The sequence below is a fragment of the Comamonas sp. B21-038 genome (assembly GCF_022387135.1).
Lineage (GTDB): Bacteria > Pseudomonadota > Gammaproteobacteria > Burkholderiales > Burkholderiaceae_C > Comamonas > Comamonas sediminis.
Window position 1 is genome coordinate 4,636,527 of record NZ_CP092462.1, and the last position, 20,244, is coordinate 4,656,770.

General features: G+C 66.7%; 17 protein-coding genes. 9 read left to right on the forward strand and 8 right to left on the reverse strand.

The genetic code is table 11. From position 1 onward, the window contains the following. Positions 1 to 3: 3 nt before the first annotated feature. From MJ205_RS21015 to MJ205_RS21030, 4 genes are all read left to right on the forward strand, one after another. On the forward strand, positions 4 to 4,071 hold the full coding sequence (locus MJ205_RS21015) for a Pls/PosA family non-ribosomal peptide synthetase (RefSeq protein ID WP_239810223.1): 4,068 nt from the start codon (positions 4 to 6) through the stop codon (positions 4,069 to 4,071). Continuing rightward, the gene (locus MJ205_RS21020; RefSeq protein ID WP_239810224.1) at positions 4,059 to 4,703 is read left to right on the forward strand and encodes a 4'-phosphopantetheinyl transferase family protein; all 645 of its coding nucleotides are present in this window, start codon (positions 4,059 to 4,061) and stop codon (positions 4,701 to 4,703) included. Before MJ205_RS21015 ends, MJ205_RS21020 begins: the two co-directional genes overlap by 13 nt. Before the next feature lie 154 nt (positions 4,704 to 4,857). After that, positions 4,858 to 6,480 carry an ABC transporter substrate-binding protein gene (locus tag MJ205_RS21025; RefSeq protein WP_409411532.1) on the forward strand — a complete coding sequence of 541 codons (1,623 nt, stop codon included), beginning with the start codon at positions 4,858 to 4,860 and terminating at the stop codon, positions 6,478 to 6,480. A 44-nt stretch (positions 6,481 to 6,524) separates the two neighbouring features. Continuing rightward, positions 6,525 to 7,400, forward strand: a complete 876-nt coding sequence (locus tag MJ205_RS21030) for a substrate-binding domain-containing protein (RefSeq protein WP_239810225.1) — start codon at positions 6,525 to 6,527, stop codon at positions 7,398 to 7,400. Positions 7,401 to 7,414: 14 nt separating this feature from the next. On the opposite strand, the gene MJ205_RS21035 is transcribed toward MJ205_RS21030, so the two are convergent. Next, entirely contained in the window at positions 7,415 to 8,041 is a 627-nt protein-coding gene (locus MJ205_RS21035) for a glutathione S-transferase family protein (protein WP_239810226.1), read from the reverse strand. A 155-nt stretch (positions 8,042 to 8,196) separates the two neighbouring features. On the opposite strand from MJ205_RS21035, the gene radA reads away from it, so the two are divergent. Further along, positions 8,197 to 9,582: a DNA repair protein RadA gene (radA, locus tag MJ205_RS21040; protein ID WP_230773463.1), complete on the forward strand. Its 1,386-nt coding sequence runs from the start codon at positions 8,197 to 8,199 to the stop codon at positions 9,580 to 9,582. Positions 9,583 to 9,588: 6 nt separating this feature from the next. Here the strand turns inward: radA and MJ205_RS21045 are convergent, their stop codons facing one another. The 4 genes from MJ205_RS21045 to MJ205_RS21060 form a co-directional block, all read right to left on the reverse strand. After that, positions 9,589 to 10,593 (reverse strand): aldo/keto reductase, encoded by a 1,005-nt coding sequence (locus MJ205_RS21045; protein ID WP_239810227.1) that lies wholly within the window; start codon positions 10,591 to 10,593, stop codon positions 9,589 to 9,591. 96 nt (positions 10,594 to 10,689) lie between these two features. Further along, positions 10,690 to 11,799: an FHA domain-containing protein gene (locus MJ205_RS21050; protein ID WP_239810228.1), complete on the reverse strand. Its 1,110-nt coding sequence runs from the start codon at positions 11,797 to 11,799 to the stop codon at positions 10,690 to 10,692. After that, positions 11,796 to 13,274, reverse strand: a complete 1,479-nt coding sequence (locus MJ205_RS21055; RefSeq protein WP_239810229.1) for a S1C family serine protease — start codon at positions 13,272 to 13,274, stop codon at positions 11,796 to 11,798. Before MJ205_RS21055 ends, MJ205_RS21050 begins: the two co-directional genes overlap by 4 nt. Before the next feature lie 169 nt (positions 13,275 to 13,443). Then, positions 13,444 to 14,136, reverse strand: a complete 693-nt coding sequence (locus MJ205_RS21060; protein ID WP_239810230.1) for a MarC family protein — start codon at positions 14,134 to 14,136, stop codon at positions 13,444 to 13,446. 175 nt (positions 14,137 to 14,311) lie between these two features. Here MJ205_RS21060 and MJ205_RS21065 point away from each other — a divergent pair, with 175 nt between their 5' ends. From MJ205_RS21065 to MJ205_RS21080, 4 genes are all read left to right on the forward strand, one after another. Then, complete coding sequence (locus MJ205_RS21065) at positions 14,312 to 14,743, forward strand: glycerate kinase (protein WP_239810231.1); 432 nt, start codon at positions 14,312 to 14,314, stop codon at positions 14,741 to 14,743. A 243-nt stretch (positions 14,744 to 14,986) separates the two neighbouring features. Continuing rightward, positions 14,987 to 15,193: a zinc-finger domain-containing protein gene (locus MJ205_RS21070; RefSeq protein ID WP_021028650.1), complete on the forward strand. Its 207-nt coding sequence runs from the start codon at positions 14,987 to 14,989 to the stop codon at positions 15,191 to 15,193. Further along, on the forward strand, positions 15,194 to 16,006 hold the full coding sequence (locus MJ205_RS21075) for a glycosyltransferase family 2 protein (protein ID WP_239810232.1): 813 nt from the start codon (positions 15,194 to 15,196) through the stop codon (positions 16,004 to 16,006). It abuts the gene before it with no gap. After that, on the forward strand, positions 16,003 to 17,295 hold the full coding sequence (locus MJ205_RS21080; RefSeq protein WP_239810233.1) for an O-antigen ligase family protein: 1,293 nt from the start codon (positions 16,003 to 16,005) through the stop codon (positions 17,293 to 17,295). The genes MJ205_RS21075 and MJ205_RS21080 overlap by 4 nt, the downstream gene beginning before the upstream one ends. A gap of 15 nt (positions 17,296 to 17,310) precedes the next feature. Here MJ205_RS21080 and pdxY read toward each other — a convergent pair whose 3' ends face one another. The 3 genes from pdxY to MJ205_RS21095 are packed head-to-tail and all read right to left on the reverse strand — an operon-like array spanning position 17,311 to position 20,188. Continuing rightward, entirely contained in the window at positions 17,311 to 18,207 is an 897-nt protein-coding gene (pdxY, locus tag MJ205_RS21085; protein ID WP_342395169.1) for a pyridoxal kinase PdxY, read from the reverse strand. Between the two features lie 47 nt (positions 18,208 to 18,254). Next, positions 18,255 to 19,307, reverse strand: coding sequence for an NAD(P)H-dependent flavin oxidoreductase (locus MJ205_RS21090; RefSeq protein WP_239810234.1), 1,053 nt, complete (start codon positions 19,305 to 19,307; stop codon positions 18,255 to 18,257). Then, positions 19,304 to 20,188, reverse strand: a complete 885-nt coding sequence (locus MJ205_RS21095; protein ID WP_342395170.1) for a LysR family transcriptional regulator — start codon at positions 20,186 to 20,188, stop codon at positions 19,304 to 19,306. The genes MJ205_RS21090 and MJ205_RS21095 overlap by 4 nt, the downstream gene beginning before the upstream one ends. Positions 20,189 to 20,244: the final 56 nt, after the last annotated feature.

Consider the following 20,244-nt stretch of genomic DNA (forward strand, 5'->3'; position numbering starts at 1 on the left):
GCCATGTCTGAGACTGTTGTATTGCGGGGGCCCGAGCGCCCTGATCTGTTGCGCCATGAGGTGCTGGCTGATGTATTTGAGGCCACTGCCTATGCCCACCCGGAGCAGGTCGCACTGATCGCCGGTGCGCGGCAGCTGACCTATGCCCAGCTCGATGCCGATGCCAGCCGCGCGGCGCACCGGTTGATCGAGGCCGGCATTGGCCCGGGTGACATGGTGGGCCTGTGGCTGCCACGTGGCATTGCGCTGCTCAGCCTGCAGCTGGCGATTGCCAAAACAGGCGCTGCCTGGCTGCCCTTTGACAGCGAAACACCCCCCGAGCGCATAGCAACCTGCCTGGAAGACGCAGGCGCCAAGGCACTGCTGCTGGCAGCGGCCACGCCCCAGCAGGGCCTGCGCGATGCCCAGGTGCTGTGCCCGCTATGGACCGATGTGGACCTGCTGGCCGATCTGCCCGCTGGCACCACGGCGCGGCGGCGCAGCCATGCCCAGCCCGGCGATCCGGCCTATGTGATCTACACCAGCGGTTCGACCGGCAAGCCCAAGGGCATCGCCATCAACCAGGGCAGCATCTGCCACTTTCTGCGCAGCGAGAATGCACGCCTGGGCGTGCGCCTGGGCGACAAGGTCTACCAGGGCTTCTCGGTAGCCTTTGACATGTCGTTCGAGGAGATCTGGATCAGCTACCTGGTGGGCGCCACCTTGTGGATTGCGCCGCGCGAGATCGCCGGCGACCCCGAGGCGCTGCCCCAGGCCTTGCTGGACCAGCAGGTGACCGTGCTGCATGCCGTGCCCACGTTGCTGGCGCTGTTTGCCCAGGATGTGCCCAGCCTGCGCATCATCAACCTGGGTGGCGAGATGTGCCCCGAGGCGCTGGTCGACCGCTGGGCCCGCTCCAGCACCGGTGCGCCCCGCCAGCTGTTCAACACCTATGGGCCGACCGAGGCCACCGTATCGGCCAGCCTGGCCGAGCTGAAGGCGGGTGAGCCCGTGACCATCGGCACGCCGCTGCCCAACTACAGCATGGTGGTGGTGCAGGTGATCGACGCGGACAGCTTTCCCGCAGGCACGGCGCCCCAGTTGGTGGGCTTGCCGGCCGGAGAGGTGGGCGAGCTGTGCATTACCGGCCCTGGCGTGGCTGCGGGCTACCTGGGCCGGCCGGAGCTGACGGGCGAGAAGTTTTTGGACAACCCCTGGCCGGCGGGGCCGCATGACACGCGCCTCTACCGCACCGGCGACCTGGCGCGCATCGATGAAAAAGGCCAGATGCAGTGCCTGGGCCGGGCCGATGACCAGGTGAAGATCCGTGGCTTCCGCGTGGAGCTGGGCGAGATCGAGGCGGTGTTGGCCCAGCAGCACGGTGTGGGTACCACGGCGGTGCTGCTGCGCAAGGACGATGGCATCGACCAGCTGGTGGCCTTTTATGTGCCGCTGGACGCGCCTCCCAGCCATGCAGCGCTGCGCAGCGCGCTGGCCGAGCGCCTGCCGCCCTATATGGTGCCGGCCCGTTTTGAGGCGCTGGCGCTGATGCCGCGCCTGACCTCAGGCAAGATCGACCGCAAGGCGCTGCGCGCGGCTGCGCTGAGTGCCGCCGTGGACAGCGGTGACTCGGATACCGCCGAGACCCCGGCCGAGGAAGTGCTGTTTGCCGCGCTGGCGAAGCTCTTCCCGGGCCAACCCATTCGCCGCTCGCTGGATTTCTTCAGCGACCTGGGCGGCCACTCGCTGTTTGCCGCGCGGCTGACGTCGATGCTGCGCGCCGATGCGCGCTTTGCACAGGCCACCGTCAGCACCATCTACCAGCAGCGCCGCGTGGGCGCGATTGCCGAGGCGCTGCAGGCCGGCATGGTGGCGGACGATGCACCGGCGGCAGCGCCCCGTGCCTTTCGCGAGCATTCGGCGCTGCGCCGCTGGCGCTGTGGCGCCGCGCAGGCGCTGGCCATCCCGTTTCTGGTGCTGGTCAAGATGGCACAGTGGCTGGCGCCGTTCTTCACCTACCACTTCTTCACCGGTGACGAGAACGACTCGGTGGCTGTGGCCATTGCGGTATCGGTACTGGCCTTTGCGCTGGCCACGGTGCTGGAGTTTGCCGTGGCCTGGGCCGGCAAGTGGCTGATTGCCGGCCGGCTCAAGCCGGGGCGCTACCCGCTGTGGGGGCTGACCTACTTCCGCTGGTGGCTGGCGGACCGCTTGGTCGAGGCCGTGCCGGTAGGCATGATCTCGGGCTCCTCGCTGTTCCCGCTGTGGCTGCGGGCCCTGGGTGCCAACGTGGGCAAGGACGTGGTGCTGGGCTCGATGACGGTGCGCGCCCCCGATCTGCTGCGCATTGGCGCTGGTGCCAGCGTAGGCAATGTGGTGAGTCTGGAAAACGCCCGGGTCGAGGGCGGCTGGCTGCTGCTGGGCCGCATCGATATCGGCGCCGAGGCCTGCATTGGCTCCTATGTGGTGCTGGAGGGCAACACCCGCCTGGGCGATTGGGCCCACCTCGAAGGGCAGTCCAGCCTCAGCGATGGCCAGCAGCAGCCCGCGCGCAGCGTCTGGACGGGCTCGCCCGCCCAGCCGGTGTCGGACTTCGATACCAGCTGCATGCCTGAGCGCGTGCGCCCCAGCGCCGCCTGGCGCGTCTGGGAAATGCTGGTCTATGCGGTGGGTGGTCTGAGCATCGCCACCCTGTTCTTCATGCCGGTGTTCCCGGCCTTCCTGCTGATCGACTGGCTGGATGTGGACGCGATCTCGGTGCGGCCTTTGCTCGAGGACGGTACCGTCGATGCGCTGGGCGCCTTCATCCTGCGCTTCTTCAAGTTCTTTGTGCTGGCGCTGCCCGCCAGCCTGGTGCTGGTGCTTTGCACGATGCTGGTGGCGGCCTTGGTCCGCTACCTGTTCCTGCCCCGGCTGCAGCCGGGCACCTGGTCGGTGCACAGTGGCCGTTATCTGGGCAAGTGGCTCACCAACCAGATCCAGGAAGGCAGCCTGGCCACCTTGCACGGCATCTATGCCACGGTGTTCTCGGCCAGCTGGTACCGCATGCTCGGCGCCAAGGTGGGCAAGCGCACCGAGCTGTCGACTGCGCTGGGCGTGGTGCCCGATATGCTGACCCTGGGCGACGAATGCTTTGTGGCCGATGCGGTGATGCTGGGCGATGAGCGCATCGATGGCGGCTATATGACGGTGCAGCCCACGGTGGTGTCGCGCCGCAGCTTCATCGGCAATGGCGCCTATGTGCCCGATGGCTCGACCATCCCCGAAGGGGTGCTGATCGGCGTGATGTCGGCCGTGCCGCGCAATGCCGACATGCAGGCGGGCCAGACCTGGATCGGCTCGCCGGCCATCAACCTGCCCGCGCGCGAAGTGGTGCAGGGCTACCCCGCCCACCTGACCTTTGCGCCGTCCCGCCGCCGCGTGCTGGGCCGGGGCCTGGTCGAAGCCTTCCGCATTGGCGCGCCCCATGCGCTGGTGATTGCGGCCGGTTATGCGATCGTGCTCGACGCGATGCCGCTGGCAGCAGCGGGCCGCTGGGGTGCGGTGGTGCTGGACCTGGCGGTTGCCGGCATGGTGTTCGGTCTGGTCGCTTTCTGGGCGGTGGCGCTGTTCAAGTGGCTGCTGGTGGGGCGCTACCGCAAAAAGGCCGCGCCGATGTGGACGCCCTTTGTCTGGCTGTCCGAGGCCACCACCAGCATGTACGAAGGCATTGCGGTGCCCAATTTTCTGCGCTACCTGCGCGGCACCCCCTGGCTCAATCTGGCGATGAACCTGCTGGGCAGCAAGATTGCCAGCAGCGCCTACCTGGACACCACCGACATCACCGAACACGACTGCGTGACCATCGGCGCGCACAGCGAGCTCAATGCGCTGTCCTGCCCGCAAACCCATTTGTTCGAAGACCGGGTGATGAAGGTGGACGACGTGGTCATTGGCGAGCGGGTGACGGTGGGCGCACGCTGCACGGTGCTCTACAGCGCCGAGGTGGGAGATGGCGTGCAGCTGGGCCCGATGACCCTGGTGATGAAGGGCGAACGCCTGCCGGCCGGCAGCCGCTGGCAGGGCGCACCGGCCGCGCCATGGCGGGCCTAGCGCTCACGGGGACCCCGCAGCCGCTGGCCTTGCCGCCAGCGCTGCAGGGCCGGGTGCGGGCCCAGGCGGTGAAGATGGCCGCTGCTGCATCGGGTGTGCTGCCGCGCGAGGCGATGCGCGAGGCCGTGTACCGGGCGGTTGGCGAGGCCTTGGCGCCTCAGCTGGGCTGTGCACCGGCGCAACTGGCTGTGCAGCGCCGGGCGGGGCAGGCGCCGCAGCTGCTGCGCAACGGGCAGACGCTGGCGGGGTGGCAGCTGTCCATCAGCTATGCCGATGCGATGGCGGTATGGGCTTGCACGCAAGAGGGCTGCGTCGGCATTGATGTGCAAGGCCTGCCCGGTAGTGCCTCCACGGATATCGATGCCGCTGGCTGGCCAGCGGTGGCTGCGCTGTACCTGGAGCCTGACGCAGCCGCTGCGCTGACCGGCTTGCAGCGCATGGACTGGCAGCGCGGCTTTGCCCGGCAATGGGCGCGGCTGGAAGCCCAGCTCAAATGCGCCGGGCTGGCATTGACCGAGGCGGATGACCGGCCGGTGGGATGGCGCACCGGCATGGTGGTGACTGAACTACAGACAGATGCAGGGCCCGTGGCCGTGGCCTGGCGTGCGCCGGCCCAGGCCGCATCCGGTTGAAGCAGGGCCGTTACACTGGCCTGCCCGCCCGCCGCTAGCAGAAACTGCACAGCGCCAGGCCCATATCGATACAACGAATAAATCGTTGGCGGGGCCGGGCTGCACTGCGATAGTGCGGCGTTTTGATTTTTTGCATGGAATGAAGGAGTCTGTGATGCAACCTACCACTCATCTGCAAGGCCGCAACGGCTGGGCGCGCAGCGTCTGCACCCTGGCCATCGCTGGCGCGGTGGCCAGCATGGCATTTTCTGCCCAGGCTTCGAACTTCCGCTGGACCCGCTCGGCCGATCTGTCGTCCTGGGATATCCATGCGCAGAATGTCGGCGTCAACAACTCGGTGCACCGCGCGGTGTACGAGGCCCTGGTCGAGTACAACAGCCAGACCCAGAAGCCCGAGCCTTCGCTGGCCACCAAGTGGGAGCGCATCAACCCCAAGCAGCTGCGCATCACTTTGCGCGAAGGCGTGACCTTCAGCGATGGCTCGCCGCTGACGGCCGATGACGTCAAGTTCTCGCTGGAGCGGGCCAAGGCCAAGAGTTCCGGCTTTGTGGTCTACACCCAGGGCATCGACCGCATCGAGGTGGTCAATGCCGGCACCTTGGATATCTTCTCGGAGGTGCCCAACCCAGTGCTGGTCAACCAGCTGACCGAGTTGCGCATCATGAGCAAGGCCTGGGCAGTGCAGCACCAGTCCGAAGTGCCCAAGGACATCAAGGCCAAGGACGAGAACTATGCCCACCGCCATGCGCTGGGCACCGGCCCCTATGTGCTCGACAGCTGGTCGCAGGATTCGCGCCTGGTGCTCAAGCGCAACCCGCAGTGGTGGGGCAAGACCCAGTACCCGAGCAACATCACGCAGGCGGTGTACACGCCGATCAAGTCGGACGCCACGCGCACGGCTGCGCTGCTGTCGGGCGAGGTGGACTTCATCATCGACCCGAGCATGAATGACCTGCAGCGCATCAAGCAGGCGCCCAACCTGCAGGTGCTGGAGTCCGCGGCTGACCGCACCCTGTTCCTGGGGATGGACCAGTTCCGCGACGAACTTCCGCAGTCCAGCGTCAAGGGCAAGAACCCGTTCAAGGATGTGCGCGTGCGCCAGGCGCTGTACCAGTCCATCGACATGGGCACCATCCAGCGCGTGGTGATGCGCGGCCTGGCCCAACCCACCGGCACCTTGATTGCCCACCATGTGAATGGCTGGACCAAGCAGGCCGACAAGCGCCTCGCCTTCGATGCCGAGGGCGCGAAGAAGCTGCTGGCCCAGGCGGGCTACCCGGATGGGTTTGAGTTCGAGTTCTCCTGCCCTGCAGGCCGTTACCCCAGTGATGAGCAGCTTTGCCAGGCCATCAGCGCCCAGTGGGCCAAGGTGGGCATCAAGGCCAAGCTGCGCACCTACCCGTTTGCCACCTACTTCCCGATGATCCAGCGCTACGAAGCCAGCGTGTACCTGCTGGGCTGGTCGGTGCCCACCTTTGATGCCTACTACAGCCTGCAGGCGCTGTTGCGCTCGCCGGGCGGCAGCGGCGATGGCAACTTCAACCTGGGCCGCTTCTCCGACCCGCAGCAGGATGCGATGATCGAGCGCGTCAAGACCGAGACCGATCTGAAGCTGCGCAACCAGCTGATCGAGAAGGTGCTGCTCAACGAGCACAAGGCCATCTCGCATATCCCGCTGTTCAACCTGATCACCCCCTGGGCGGCCAGCAAGAAGGTCAGCATCCCTACCCGCGCGGACAACTACATCGACTGGCGCCTGTTGAATGTGGTGAATTAAGGGGCCGGTGGTGAGGGTTGGCGCGGCTGTCTGATAATGCCGGCATGCGCCTGATGCCTCTTCGCCGCTCCTTCTTGCTCAGCTGTGCCGCTGCGGTGCTGGCGGGCTGTGCCTCCGAGCCGCCGCAGCAGGAGGCCGAACCCAGCCTGGCCCAGGCCAGCCTGCCGGTGCAGCTGCTGATGACCGAAGGCTTTGTACCCGTGCACCGGGCACTGGCCGGCCAGCTGATGATCCCTACGCAGATCCGTGCCGAGCCCGGCTATGGCGCGCCGCATGTGGTGGTGCAGGAGCTGACCCCGTACCTGCAGCAGGCGCGCTGTGTCGATCTGGTGCTGGCGCCGCGCCCTGTGTTGCAGCTGTTGCAGGCGCATGGCCTGGTGCGCCCGGGGCGTCTCTACGATGTGGTGCGCTCGCCGCTGATCGCCATCGTGCAGGCCGGCCGTCCGCTGCCGGTGCTCAAGGACACCGAAGATGCCAAGCAGATGCTGGAGGCGGCCCGCAGCATCGCCTACCCCTCGGCCGATGGCAGCGACTTTATCGAGCAAAAGCTGTTTCGCGAACTGGATCTGAGCGCCAAGGTTCTGCCCAAGAGCATCAAGGTGTTTGGCCCCCAGGTGGCGCAGCTGGTGGCCCGGGGAGATGCGGAGCTGGGCCTGCTGCTGCGCAGCGAACTGCCCCGCTCCGCCGAGGTGCAGGTGGTTGGCAAGATACCGCACCCGCTTGCGTATGAGGCGGTGTACAGCGCCGGCATTGCCGGCCAGGCCTGCAGTACCGCCGGTGCCCAGTTGCTGGCCCGCTTTTACCAGCGCGAAGCGGCCATGCATGACTGGAATGGCTCAGGCTGGGAGCCGGTGGCGGGCGTGTCGCAGCCGCCACTGCCGCCGGTCGAGCACCTCGATCCGGCCGAATACCAGCCCTAGGATGTGAGCGAGCTTTAGGCCTGCGCCAGCGCCGCCTGCACCGCAGGCCGTGCCGCCACGCGGGCGTAGTGCGCGGCCACGCGCGGGAACTCGTTGATATCGACGCTGTCGCTCTTGAGCCAGCCGGCCATCGTGAACAGGTAGCCATCGGCCACCGTGTACTGCTCGCCCATCACCCAGGTCTTGTCGCCCAGGTAGTGCCGCTCGATCAGTGCAAAGGCATCGCGCATGTTGTGCGGCACCTTGGCCTGCATGGCCTTTTGTGCGGCTTCGTCATCGGCCCAGCGTGCTGCGCGTGGGCGGTGGGCATGGCTGATGTGCACGGTCGAGGCCAGGTAGCTGTTGAACTCCTGCAGACGGGCGAGTTGGAACGGGTCGCTCAGCGGCGCCAGTTGTTTGTCAGGGTGGGTTTGTGCCACATACAGCAGCAGTGCAGCCGTCTCGGTCAGCACGCCTTGCGGGGTGACCAGCGCGGGAACGCGGCCCTTGGGATTGATGGCCAGGTAGGCGGGTGTGCGCTGCGCGCCTTCGGCCATGTTCAGGCGCTGGGCCTGGAAGGCGGCGCCCGCCTCGTGCAAGGCAATCAGCACGGCCTGGGCGCAGGTGCCGGGGGCGTAGTACAGGGTCAGGTCTTGGCTCATGGGTCTCCTTGGATGCGGTGCTGGATGGGGTGATGGGGCAGGGGCTGTACGCCGGTGCATGGCGTATGCCGTATCGCCTGGGGATGCTAAACGATTTGCCGGCGCCGCGCTGCGCTCGCCGTTACCATGGGTGTCTGTACCGAAACATCCTCGCCATGGCCAAAGAGAAATCCGTTTACATCTGCAGCGAATGCGGCGGCACCAGCCCGCGCTGGTTGGGCAAGTGCCCCTCCTGCAATGCCTGGAACACCTTGGTGGAGAGCGCCACCGAATCGGCGGGGGGCGGCAAGAACCGCCTGAGCCAGACCGGCCGCACCGGCTATGCCGGCCAGGCCCAGGCCGTCACGCCGCTGGCGGCCATCGAAGCCACCGAAGTCGCCCGCACCCCCAGCGGCATTGCCGAGCTGGACCGGGTGCTGGGCGGCGGTATTGTCGAAGGCGGTGTGGTGCTGATTGGTGGCGACCCGGGCATTGGCAAGTCGACCTTGCTGCTGCAGGCGGTCGATGCGCTGCAGCGCCAGGGCCTGCCAGCACTCTATGTGACCGGTGAAGAGAGCGGTGCCCAGGTGGCGCTGCGCTCACGCAGACTGGGGCTGGACAACAGCCAGGTCGATGTGCTGAGCGAAATCCAGCTGGAGAAGATCCTGGCCACCTGCGAGAGCACGCAGCCGGCCATCGTCATCATCGATTCGATCCAGACCATGTACTCGGACCAGCTCAGCTCGGCCCCCGGCTCGGTGGCCCAGGTGCGCGAATGCGCGGCGCACCTGACCCGCATGGCCAAGAGCACCGGCATTGCGGTGGTGCTGGTGGGCCATGTGACCAAGGAAGGCGCACTGGCCGGCCCGCGCGTGCTGGAGCACATGGTCGATACCGTCCTGTACTTTGAGGGCGATACGCACAGCAGTTTCCGCTTGGTGCGCGCCATCAAGAACCGCTTTGGTGCCGTCAACGAGATCGGCGTGTTCGCGATGACCGAAAAAGGCCTCAAGGGGGTGAGCAACCCCAGCGCCATCTTTTTGAGCCAGCACAGCGAGCCGGTGCCCGGCAGCTGCGTGCTGGTGACCCTGGAAGGCTCCCGCCCGCTGCTGGTCGAGATCCAGGCGCTGGTCGACAGCGGCGGCCCCAGCCCGCGCCGCCTGTCGGTGGGCCTGGACCGCGACCGCCTGGCCATGCTGCTGGCCGTGCTCAACCGCCATGCCGGCGTGGCCTGCGCGGACCAGGACGTCTTCGTCAACGCCGTGGGCGGCGTGCGCATTGGCGAGCCTGCGGCCGACCTGGCCGTCATGCTGTCCATCACCAGCAGCCTGCGCGGCAAGGCGCTGCCCAAGGGCTTCATCACGTTTGGCGAAGTGGGCCTGGCCGGTGAAGTGCGCCCGGCCCCGCGCGGGCAGGAGCGCCTGAAGGAAGCTGCCAAGCTGGGCTTTACCGTCGCCGTCGTCCCCAAGGCCAATGCACCCAAAAAGCCGATCGAGGGCATCACCATCCACGCGGTGGACCGGGTGGATGAGGCGATCTCGCTGGTGCGTGGGTTGGACTGAGCTGGCTTAAACCAAGCGCCCCTGCGGCCACAGATGCGCCGGATCGTTGTACCCGGGCGTTGATGGATGGCCGGGGCTGACCAGGCCGTTGACCAGGCGCTCGTCTTCCACGGTGATCTGGTATTTCAGCGCGGGCTGGTAGTCCTGCCATTGCTTCAAGGTGCGCGGGCCCGCGATGACCGCGCTGATGGCGTTGTGGGCCAGCACCCAGGCGGTGGCAAACTGCGCAGCGCTGATGCCTTGGCGCTCGGCGTGCTGCTGCACCTGCTGGGCGATCACGAGGGATTCAGGGCGGAACTCGGTCTGCAGAATGCGGGCATCCTGGCGGCCGGCGCGGCTGTCCTTGGGCGGCTCCATGCCTGGCTGGTACTTGCCGCTGAGCACGCCCCGCGCAATCGGGCTGAAGGGCACGACGCCGATGCCGAACTGCGCGCAGGCGGGCAGAATGTCGGTCTCGGGCATGCGGTTGAGCAGGTTGTAATAGGGCTGGCAGACGACGGGCGGCGGCAGGCCGATCTCGCGGGCCGTGTAGACGGCCTCGACAATGCGCCAGCCGCGAAAATTGGACAGGCCCCAGTACAGAATCTTGCCGCTGTCGATCAGGTGCTTGAGCGCATACAGCGGCTCGTGCAGCTGCAGGCCGGCGCGGTCGCGGTGCAGGTAGAGAATGTCGATGCGGTCGGTCTGCAGGCGGCGCAGGCTGGCCTCGACCTCGCGCAGCATCCAGGCGCGTGAGTAGTAGCCTTGGTTGGGCTGGCTGCCCATGGGGTTGCCGAGCTTGGTGGCCAGCACCCAGTCATCGCGCTGGCCCTGCAGCAGCTGGCCCACCATGCGCTCGGACTCGCCCTTGCTGTAGATGTCGGCGGTGTCGATGAAGTTGACGCCCTGGGCGCGCGCATCGGCGACGATGGCAGCCGCCTCCTGGAGGTCGGTCTGGTCGGCGAACATCATCGTGCCCAGGCAGAGGGCGGAGACTTGGAGGGGGCTGGCGCCCAGCTGGCGGTACTGCATCTTGGTCCTTCGGGAATCAGGTCGAGTCCCTCGATGCTAGCGGGCCGCCGCCGGTTTGTCAGTCATGGGGCAGCGGCTTGCCCCACGCATCGCGGCTCAATCGAGACCGCTGTCGTCGCCTTCCTCGTCGTCGTCCTTTTCCAGCTGGCTGCGGTTTTGCAGCTGCTCGCGCATGCTGTCGGTGCCCTGCATGAACTGGTCCACCGAGGTGGTAGGGGCCAAGCGCCATTCAGGCGGCAGCATGGTGGACATGTAGAGGTTGTCACCCAGGCGCTTTTGCGTCTGCCACTGCAGGCCCAGCTTGGCGCCGATGCCCAGCACCAGCAAGCCGCCAACAGCCAGCGCCAAGGTACGGGCCGACACCAAGGTGGCTGCACGCAGGTGGAACCAGATGACCACGGCCATCAACGTGAAGGACGCGAGGCTGGCAAAGCGGCTGAGCAGCGGCCAGGACATGGCAAAGCCCGTCACCGACAGCAGCACATCGAGCAAGGCCATGGCAACCATGCCGACCGAGGCAATGCAGACATGGCGCCAGAAACCGGTCACCCCGGTGAACAGCTTGCCCATCATCGACCAGCCCAGGGTCCAGACCAGCAGGCCGCCCAGCATCCACAGCAGGATGGCGGGCAGCTGGCGGGCCAGCGCACCGGTTTCGGTGGCGCCCAGCCAGGTGGTCCAGGCCGACAGCAGCACGAGCAGCACCAGAGCCATGGCCGTCAGCAGGCCCTGGGCGCGCGAGAACGGGCGCCAGCGCTGGGTGGCGGGCAAGGGCTGGGCGGTGCTGCGCAGGTTCAGCTGCACGCCCCGGCCCAGGGTGAGCCGCTGGCCGGGCTGCCAGACAAAGCGCTCGCCAGCGCCGTAGTGGCGCCTGCCATGCCAGACGCCGTTGGTGCTGTCGAGCACCTCGACTTCGTATTGGCCCGCATTAGGGGGGCCCGCATCCGGGTGGCCCGCTTCGTTGCGGTGCAGGCGCACATGGCTGGGGCCGATACTGGGGTCGGTCAGCACCAGGTCATTGGTGGCGGCGCGGCCGATGGTGCAGGGCCAGGCAAACACCGGCAAGGCCATCGCGAGGCGGTGGCCGCGTTCGACCAGCTCCAGTACCGCGCCTTCAGGCGCTTGCGCAGCGGCAGGCGCCTGGGTGCTGGTGTTTTCGTGTTCGGGAGCGATATCGGTCAATTCAGGGTAATCGTGCTGGCTCATTGGGCGGCCTCGCTGGAGAAGCCTTGCAGGTACTGGCGGGCCAGGCGCTGGGCATTGTCAAAACTCACGGCACTGACGTTGAGGCGGCCAAGCACGCCTTGGCGCGGCTGGTCCACCGAGACGGCCAGCACGGTCAGGTCATACAGGCCACTGAACTTGCGGTAGGCGGCCATGCAGACGACGGCGCGCAGCGGCAGCTTGGCGTCACCCGCGACAAAATCCTCGCGGCATTCATAGCCGGTGCGCACGCGGTTGCCGCGCTTGCGCATCGGTTCATTGGCAAAGCTGCTGCCATAGGTATGGGCAAACTGCCAGGGGCTCAGGCGCGGGGCGTCGTAGGCCTCGTAGCGCATGCCCAGGCCGCCGACATCGCCGTCACCGGTGAAGACTTCGCTGTCGATGCGGCATTGGCTGCGCTCAAAATCGAACAAGGATTCGCTGCGCCGCTCACGGCCGTCGCCCCAGCAGCGGGCCAGGGTTTCGGATGGCACGGGCACGCGGTAGGGGCCATAGCGCTCGCTGCGGCTGCTGCCGCTCAGCACCCGGTCGACCAGGTCCTTCTGGTGGGCCATCAGCTGGCGTGTGACTTCGGCATGCATGGCGCCCTTGACCGGGGCAGCCTCGCGGCCCTGCGCGAGCAGCTGCTCGACAAACTCCACCGGCACCAGAAAGCTCAGTTGCTCTGCGCCCAGCTGCTTGGCCACGTTGACACCGACCACCCGGCCCTGGGTGTCGATGGCCGGGCCACCGCTCATGCCCGGGTTCAGGGTGCCGCCAAAGAAGATGCGCGGGTAGAAGCTGCGCTGCACCAGACCGTTGTAGGTGCCCTCGGTGATCGCAAAGCCCACGTCCAGCGGGTTGCCCAGCGAGAAGATACGCTCGCCGCCGCTCAGCGGCCGGCTGCTGGGGCGCAGTGGCAGCGCACTGTAGCGGGGCGCTGGGGCCGCTTCGCTGGCTGGCGGCGGGGTGACGCGCAGCAAGGCCAGGTCATGCAGCACATCGATCGCGAGCAACTGCACCGGCGCCTCCTGGCCGCTGACCGAGACCAGCACCGCGCGGTGGCGTTCGGGCTCCAGCGCGAGCTGGCTGACCACGTGGTAGTTGGTGATCAGCAACCCATCCTCGGAGACAAAAAAGCCCGAACCGGTGCTGCTTTGCGTATTGGTCTGGCGGCGCAGGGTGCGGATCTGCACCAGCTTGTCGCGCGCAGCCATATAGGCCTGCTGCGCGTCGGGGGAGGGGGGCGGGGCCTCGGCCGCCGCTGCGGGTTGGCTGGCAGCAGCAGGCGTTCCCGGCGTTGCTGGCGCTGATGGTGACAGGGGTGGCGCCGTGGGCGCCGGCACGGCAGCCTCCGCCGCGAGCGGGTTGGCCGTCTGTACCAGCGGCGCCTGGGCCATGGCGGGCGCTGCCAGCAGGGCAGCCAGCGCAAGCGCCAGGCCGTTGCGCCACAAAGGGGAAGATGTGCAATGGGTCATGGTGTTGGGGTTCGCGCCCTGCAGGCCGGCGGGCTCGCTCGCAGGCATGGCAGGGCGTTGGACTCAGGGGCTGACGGCCAGGGCTGGATACCGGGCAAGCTCAAATGCTATCAAAATTAAAGCGCTGTTGTGTGAAGGGATCCGGTATCTGTGCAAGTGTTCGTAGGTCTCAGGCAACGCCACGGCGCAGCACCTCGGTGAGCAGGTTGCGCAGCCCGCCCCAGGCCACCTGGATGCCCAGGCACATGAGGATGAAGGCCGAGAAGTTCAGGAAGACCATGACGCCGCTCTTGCCCAGCGGTTTGAGTATCCGGTCTGCATAGCGGTAGCAGATGAGTACCGTGCTGCCTGCAACCAGGCATCCGGCGACGGCACCGAGCAGGTTGGCAGCGACGACGGCGTTGGACTCGCTGTCCAGAACTGCCACGCTGACCGTGATGGTCGCTGCCAGCGTGCCCGGACCAAATGACAGCGGGAAGGTCAGTGGGTAGAAGGTGAGCAGACGGGCGGATTCCGGCGACAAGGACTGGGTGGGCTTTTCTTGCAACTCCTCATTGGGCTTGGCGTTGATCATGTTCCAGCCGATCACCGCCAGCAACAGGCCACCGCCCAGCCGCACCACGTCGATGGACAGGGAAAACAGGTTCAGGATGATGGCGCCAAAGAGCATGAAAAAGACCATCAGCACGCTGGTCTGCAGGGCGATGCGGGTGGCCATGCTTTGCCGCAATTCCTTGCTGGCGCCTTCGGTCAAGGCCAGAAAGAAGACCGAAATGCCGATCGGGCTCAGCGCAGGCACGACGGTAACCACCAGCAGCCAGAAGCTCTGGTGGGACGCGCTCAGATAAGTGTCAAAATTCATCGTTAAATGCCTTTTGATAGTTAATCCATAGCCCGATGGTGCCACTCTAAGCGAAGTCCAACCAGTGGGCAACCGGCCAATATCGTTACAGCGTATGTGCGCAACGCAGGGCGGGGGACGGCCCAATTGGCCCCTGGCGACAACGGCAACTCCGGAGGCAGTGGACAATAGCGCGATGAACTGGAGAAACATACTGATCCCCATCGGCTTGCTGGTGCTGCTGGGGGCTGCTTACCAAAATTACAAATGGATGGGCGTGCTGGCCGTCAGCGGCGGCATCGTGCTGTGGCTGATGCTGCACTTCACCCGTCTGATGACCATCATGAAGCGGGCCTCCGAGCGGCCTTTGGGCTATGTCGCCAGTGCGGTGATGCTCAATGCCAAGCTCAAACCCAATGTGCCGCTGGTCCATGTGGTGGCCATGACGCGCTCTTTGGGCCTGCGCCAGTCCAAGGACCTGGAGCAGCCCGAGGTGTTTGTGTGGCGCGACAACACGGACTCATCGGTGACCTGCGAGTTTGTGCACGGGCGCCTGCAGAAATGGACCCTGCAGCGCCCGGCTGATGCAGCCGAAGCCGCTGCTGCACCCGCCCATCCGCAGCCTTGAGCCGGCCCCACTTGTAACAACGGCGACCTGCCGCCCGTCTGCGGCACCCTTTTAGGCGGGTTTGGCGGTCAAATCTGAGGTGCGCAATGTGCATCTTCTGCCAAGTCGGGCGCCGTCCACGTAAAATCACTGCCCAGCACGGGAGCCCGTTGGGGCTGGTCCCCACCATTGCCCGTGCCTACAGAATCATCGAAAGCCGGTCCGCGACAGGGGTGCGGGGCCGGCGCAGGAAAGTTGAAAACCATGACGCAGGCAGTTGTTGAGTTGCTGGCCAAAGACCTGAACGCCCAAGGTGGCGTGTTTTGCCCCAATCCCAAGGCAGACATGAAATTGTGGAGCGGCCATCCCCGCGTTTTTCTGGATGTCGGCCACAGCGGTGAGGCCAAATGCCCGTACTGCGGTACCGTGTACCGGCTCAAGGCGGGCGAAACCTTCCACGGTGGCCATTGAGTGACTGATTCCCCATTGGGCGGCGCTGCAGCTTCGCGCAGGCTGACGCTGACCATTGGCATCCTCACGCTCAACGAAGAAGACAATATCGAGGCCTGCTTGCGCAGTGCCTCGTTTGCCGACCAGGTTGTGGTGGTGGACAGTGGCAGTGTGGACCGTACCACCGCCATTGCCTGTAGCCTTGGTGCCCAGGTGTTTCGCTACGAAGACTGGCAGGGCTTTGCGTTGCAGCGCAACCGGCTGCTCGCCCACGCCAAGGGGGACTATGTGTTCTTCCTCGATGCCGATGAGACCATCTCTCCCGCGTTCCGCGAGGAGCTGGAGGCCATCGTCCAGTCGGGAGAGGAAGCCATCTGGATGGTGCGCTGGCGCATGGTCGCTTTTGGCAAGGAACTGAAATACCTGCGCTCCACCGCCAAGGTCGAGCGCCTGTTCTGGCGTGGCCTGCTGCGCGAGTACACCGGCGTGGTGCATGAAGAGGCGCAACTGAGCCGCGCCAATGTGACGCGCCACCTGATGCGCACACCGCTGCTGCACCATTCGCGCAGCACCGTGCATTCCAGCCTGGAAAAGCTCACCCAGTACGCGATGCTGGGGGCCGCCAAGCGGGCCGAAGAAGGCGTGCGTGGCGGCATTCTGCGCGGTATGGCCTCGTCGGTGGCGATGTTTGTGCGTCTTTACTTCTTTCATTTCGGCTTTCTGTGCGGGGGCGCGGGCTTCCTGTATTGCGTGTTCGTCGCACTGGAGAGCTTCTTCCGCTATGTGGCACTGGCCTATGACCGCCCTTACCTGAGCGGAGACGTGCGCCGATGAGCCCTGCTGCGGCGCCGTCCGCTGCACCCTCGGCCGCAGCACGCGCCAGCCAGCTGGCGGCGTTTCTGGTGCCCGGTGTGGCACTGACCTTGCCCTCTGGCTACTCCTTTGGCGCTGCAGTGCTGGCGCTGGCCAGCCTGGTTTTTGTGCGCCAATGGTGGGGCCGCAGCTGGGACCGCCGCGCGCTGGCCTGGGCGCTGATGCTCGCCGTCATGGCCGTCATGTGGACCATGAGCTTCGATGACTGGCATGTGCGCTCGCGCAGCGACCAGTTCGTCAAATACGCACTGGCCATCACCGGCCTGGGTTTTTTGCAGACCTTTGCGCCCCGGGTGCGCCCGCTGGGCTGGGGCATGCTGGCGGGTGCCCTGGGCGCGGGCCTGGTCGCCGTCTACCAGACGGGCTGGACCGATGCCCACCGTGCCAACGGCTTTACCAATGCGATCCAGTTCAGCGGCATTGCGCTGGTGCTGGCGCTGGCCTGCTGCTTTGGGGTGCTGCTGCTATGGCGCTCATTGGCGGCCTGGCAGCGCGCGCTGGGTCTGGTCTGCAGCCTGTTCGGCCTGCTGGCCGTCATCCTGTCGGATACGCGCGGCAGCTGGATCGTGCTGCCCTTTATTCTGCTGATAGGCGCGGCGCTGCTGTGGCGCTGCGGCCTGCGCAAACCGGTGGGGCTGGGCCTGCTGGCGGCCGTGCTGGGCATTGGCGGGCTGGTCTTGCTCAAGGGCGATGAAATGGCCCAGCGCTACCACACTGCCGTGCACGAGGTGCAGAGCTACGAGGTGCAGGACCGCCATGCGGCCGAAACCTCGGTCGGCCAGCGGCTGGCCCACTGGCACCTGGCCTGGCACATGGGGCTGGACAGGCCGCTGACCGGCTGGGGCCTACAAGGCTATATCGCAGAGAAAGCCCGCCGCGTGGAAGCGGGCGAGGCCAGCGCCTCGGTGCTGCCGTATGACCATGCGCACAACGAGCTGCTCGACATGTTTGCCAAGCGCGGCCTGGTGGGAGTGGCCTTGCTGCTGGCCTTTTATGCCGTGCCGCTGCTGATCTTCTGGCCCACCCGCAAGCGCATGGCGCAATGCCCGGGCACGCCCATGGACCGCCAGATCCTCTACCTGCGCATGCTCGGCATTCTGGTTCCGATGTGCTACATCGGCTTTGGCCTGACCCAGGTCTTTTTTGCCCACAACAGCGGGCATCTGTTCTACGTCTATCTGCTGGTGCTGCTGCTGGGTGCGCTGATCGGACGTGAGCGCGCACTGCTGGCTTTGCAGCAGAAACCATAAGCGACTTGGGTTGCCTCAGGCCACCTGGCGGGCCGCAAAGCGCGCTGCCGGCTCGATCAGCTGGGCCTGCGCTGCCACCAGCGGCAGATCACGGGAGCCCGCCTGCGTGCCCTGGACCAGCGAATACAAGGTAGCGGTGGCCAGCTCCAGCGCCTCTGGCAACGCGCGGCCATCCACCAGCCGGCCCAGCAAGGTGGCAGCAAACACATCGCCCATGCCATTGGGCAAGGGGTGCAGGTCGATACGCGGCGTGGTCACCAGCCAGGCGCCTTGCCCATTGACGGCCAGTGTGCCCAGCTGGCCGGCGGCGATGTCGGGCGTGGCCAGGCTGGTGATGACGATGGTGTCCGGCCCGCGCCCACGCATCTGGCGCGCGACGGCTACAGCCTCTTCGGTGCTGGCCAGCTTGGTGCCGCTCAGCAGCTCGAACTCGAACTGGTTGGGCGTGATGATGTTGGCGAACGGGATGGCCTGGTCGCGCAGAAAATCGGGGATCGCCGGGTTGACGAAGAGCCCCCGGCCCACATCGCCCATCACCGGGTCGCAGAGGTAGCGCAGCTGCGGATTGGCCTGGCGGATGTCATTGACGGCATCGAGAATGGCGGCGCCGGTATCGGCGTTGCCCAGGTAGCCCGAGAGCACGGCGCCCACTTTCTGCAGCGCGCCGCGCTCGCGCAGGCCCGCGAGGATGTCGCGGATATGTTCGGCGCTCAGGATCTGGCCCCGGAACTGCCCGTAGCCCGTATGGTTGCTGAACAGGACCGTATGCACCTGCAGCACATCAAAGCCCAGGCGCTGCAGCGCAAACACCGCCGCCGAGTTGCCGACATAGCCCCAGGCCACATGCGATTGGATGGACAGGATGACGGGGCGGGAGGCTTGCGCAGGGGCAGAGGGTGCAACAGTGTTCACGGCAGGCAGTCTTTGCTGGCCCGGACCAGGCTGCCGGGCATTGGCTGCTATTGTGCGCCCGCTGCCTGCCACTCTTGCTTGAGCTGGTGCAATAGTTGGGCGGCGGGCAGGGCTCTGGCCTGGGCCACGCCCTGGCCGGCCCACAGCGACAGGTACTGCGCATCGCCCGCCGCACCGGCGAGCTTGCGCAGTGCGCCGGTCAGCGCGTTTTGCACCGGGTAGGGCGGAATGGCGGCCTCATCGGCTTCGAGCGCATCGATCATCGCATTGCGGATGCCGCGCGCAGGGCGGCCCGAGATCGTGCGGGTGGTGACGGTGTCGGTGGCCTGGGCAGCGGCCAGCGCAGCGCGGTAGGCCGCGTTGATGGCCGATTCGGGGCAGACCAGAAAGGCCGTGCCCATCTGCACCGCCTGCGCTCCCAGCGCCTGTGCGGCGGCGATGCCGGCGCCATCCATGATGCCGCCGGCCGCAATCACCGGTACCTGCAGCTGCCGCACGCAGTCGCGCACCAGCGGCAAGGTGGAGACCATTGACGAGGCATAGTCCGCCAGGAAGGTGCCTCGGTGGCCACCGGCCTCGCTGCCGCTGGCGATGACCGCATCGGCCCCCACCGCCTGCCAGGCGAGTGCCTCGGCCACCGTGGTGGCCGTGCCCCAGACCTGGCTGCCGGCCGCCTGCAGGCGTTGCACCTGGGCGGCGTTGAGGATGCCGAAGGTAAAGCTGGCCACTGCCGGGCGGCAGGCGGCCAGTGCATCGAGCTGCTGCGTAAAATCTTCGCACCACTGGCTGGGTACGGCCGGCTCCGCGCCAAAACGGGCATACAGCGGGGCCAGGCGCTGCAGGGCCTGCTGCACGGTGGCAGCATCGGGTGCGGGGGTGGCCTGCACAAACAGGTTCATCGCAAAGGGCCGGCCGGTCTGCGCGCGCACTGCGGCAGCGGCCTCGGCCATCGCCTGGGGCGAGCGCATGCCGCAGCCCAGCGAGCCCAGGCCGCCGCCCGCACTGACGGCAGCGGCCAGCGCCGGGCTGTCCGAGCCGGTCATCGGGCCTTGCACCACAGGCAGCTGCAGGTCCAGTTCTTGCATTACATCGCGGGTCATACGGTCTCCATCGCTGCTGTTAAAGAGGTGGGTGCGGCCGTCTGCAGGACCGCCAGCAATTGCTGCACCGCCGGCGTGGCATAGCCCTGGCGGGTGACAAACATCGTGGTGCAGCTGCCCAGCGGCTGGCTGTGCACAGGCAGCGGGTGGCGTTGCAAGTCGAGCACGGTCTGTGGCACGACGGCCACCGCACTGCCTGCGGCCACGGCTGCGATGATCGCGTGGTAGGACGACAACTGCAACACCCGCGTGGGAACCGGGCCGTGGGCCTGCGCCATCCATTGCTCGCCAATGCGGCGGTAGGTGCAGCCATCGCTGAAACCGGCCAGGGTGCGGGGCAGCTCTCCCTCCAGGGTCTGGGCGGGGCGCAGCAGCTGCAGCGATTCTTCGTAGAGCGGCACCAGGTCCAGCGGCAGCGGCGCATCCACATCCGGCGGCGGCCAGGCCACCAGGGCGGCATCGAGCTGGTGGTCCAGCACCTGCTCCATCAGCTGCAGCGACGCGGCCGTGGTCAGCTCCAGCTGCACCTGCGGGTGCGTGCGGTGGAACGTGGCCAGTGGCAGCGGCAGGCGCGCGGCGGCCGTGCTCTCCATCGAGCCCAGGCGCAGCCGGCCGCTGGGGTGCTTGCCGCGCAGGCTCTGCGTGGCCTCTTCGGCCAGGGTCAGCAACTGGTCGGCATAGCGCTGCAGCTGCTGTCCCTCGGGTGTCAGCACCATGCGCCGGGCTTCGCGTACAAAAAGCGCAACGCCCAGCGACTCCTCCAGCTGCTGGATGCGGGTGGTGATATTGGACTGGGCGCGGCCCAGCTGCTGCGCAGCACGGGTGATGCTGCCGCTGGCAATGACCTGCTGAAAGATGGCAAGGGTGGCGAGATCCAACACGTTTGTATCTATCTTTTTTGAAGATGTTAATTTAACATGGCATCTCCAAAAAAGAT